The sequence below is a fragment of the Burkholderia sp. Bp9015 genome (assembly GCF_003853505.1).
GTDB lineage: Bacteria > Pseudomonadota > Gammaproteobacteria > Burkholderiales > Burkholderiaceae > Burkholderia.
Genome location: NZ_QTPZ01000105.1, coordinates 1 through 511, shown reverse-complemented (window position 1 = coordinate 511; position 511 = coordinate 1). Strand labels below are relative to the sequence as shown.

1 protein-coding gene is annotated in these 511 nt (G+C 47.9%); it reads right to left on the bottom strand.

The window, feature by feature from the left end:
• Positions 1–40 precede the first annotated feature (40 nt).
• Positions 41–460 carry a ribonuclease E inhibitor RraB gene (locus DIE12_RS37795; protein WP_124524143.1) on the bottom strand — a complete coding sequence of 140 codons (420 nt, stop codon included), beginning with the start codon at positions 458–460 and terminating at the stop codon, positions 41–43.
• Positions 461–511 lie beyond the last annotated feature (51 nt).

Sequence of the window (511 nt, the reverse complement as noted above, 5' to 3'; positions counted from 1 at the left end):
TGGCCGGACTGCGACGGCGGCAATACATCGAAAAATGTTTTCAGTTGCGTTTCTGAACGACGCACCCCCAACCATCGTAGGTCAGCCCAAAAAATGCAGAGATACACGTCATGAATCCCGACACAGATAAAATATTGTGCTGGAGAACTGGCATATTGATGAAGACTAGGACGCGAAAATGGTCGTCGACTTGTTCCACCGAAGCGCGGCCGTACTGGTAGTCGTTAATGAAACCGGAAACAATCGATGCCTTTTCGGCAGACGGTGCGATCAGGCAAAAATCGACTTCGCGAGGTACGCCAAAGTCGTCTCCTTGTGCATCCATTACACGCAATTGATCAACGTCAGCAACTGCAGTTTCCATCAAAGTCTCGATAACTGACACGGCTTTCCCCTCTTTTTTGTATCGTTGAATATTTTCAATGACGACCATGATCGAGTGCTTACTGTCGATTTGCATATCGTGGATTTCACCATGCTACCTGCGGTGAACGTCGGGAGAGATGTTGTT

Bases quoted from the DNA above. Each gene is read 5' to 3' on its own strand.
- DIE12_RS37795 (WP_124524143.1), bottom strand. From the start codon at position 460: ATGCAAATCGACAGTAAGCACTCGATCATGGTCGTCATTGAAAATATT.